Below are 1,075 nucleotides of genomic sequence, written 5' to 3' on the forward strand. Positions count from 1 at the left end.
TTGTTGAGCTGGAGTGTGGTCAGTCCTGCGGCTTGGCAGTTGTTGACGGCGTGGACGACGGGTGCTGCTGCCTCGGGGGTGAGGCCTTTGTTCTCGTCGGTGGCTAGGCCGGTGACGGACAGGGTGGTGCCGTCGAGGTCGATGGTGCCGGTGGGGCTGGCCTGCCTGGCGGCGGTGATGAGCTGGTCAAAGGGTGGGTTGCTGAACTGTCCGTCGGTGTTGCTGGTGGAGGTGACCTTCCAGCCGTTCATGGTGAAGGTCTTGGAGGAGTTCTTCACGCCTGGTTGGGTCAGGTTGGTGGGGGTTGTGGTGACTTCTCCGTAGTCGATTGTCGGTCCCTGATAGTCGTCGATGTTGCCGGTGAAGGTCTTCGCTTCTCCGACGGGGGTGAGTGCGCGCTTGACGTCGGTCCGGATTGCCTCGGGGTCTCGTTGACACTGCACGTCGACGTCGATGGTGCTGCCCTTGGCGTTCCAGGACACTGAGATGATGAACTCGCCTGAGTAGTCGGGTTCCTGCTGGAGTGTTTTCTGCCGGGTTGAGGCCAGCAGGTTGGCGGCCGCCTCAGCGCTGGTGTTGTCCTTGAGGCGCACGTCCAGTCGGACGTCGTTGCCGCCGAGGTCGGCTGAGGCCTCAGTGGTCTTGGCGGAGGTGACGTCTGGGCTGTTGGAGAGGTGCTTGGAGGCTGTGCTGGCGACGCGTCGGACCTTGAATCCCTCCGGGCCGCTGTTGGGGTGCAGGGTGATGTCGATCAGATAGATGAAACTACCAATGATCACCACGAGGACGACCAGCACGAACCGGACCAGCCACCACTCCAACGATCTGCCAGACAGCGCTGCTCTCCATCCGGTAGAGGCTCCGCTGCCCGAGTTGACGGCCAGGGCTTCGTCTGCGCCAACGCCTCCTCTGTGTTCAGGTGTGGTCTGCTCGTCGGGCATCGGCTGCTCCCTAATTGGTTGACTGGACGTATTCTTCCCGATCCGCCTTGGTGGTGGGGGTGTTTGGTCCGACGGCGCAGAGGTGAAGGTGGGGTGGTGGGGCTGCTAGAGTTCGGCGGCTTTGTTGAGGATGG

At 62.5% G+C, this 1,075-nt stretch carries 1 protein-coding gene; it reads right to left on the reverse strand.

The annotated features are described in order from the left end of the window. The coding region (locus BKH20_RS10605) for a hypothetical protein (RefSeq protein ID WP_075391036.1) at nucleotides 1-941 on the reverse strand (941 nt) is incomplete at its 3' end. Nucleotides 942-1,075 lie beyond the last annotated feature (134 nt).

Source organism: Actinomyces oris (genome assembly GCF_001937445.1).
Taxonomy (GTDB): domain Bacteria; phylum Actinomycetota; class Actinomycetes; order Actinomycetales; family Actinomycetaceae; genus Actinomyces; species Actinomyces acetigenes.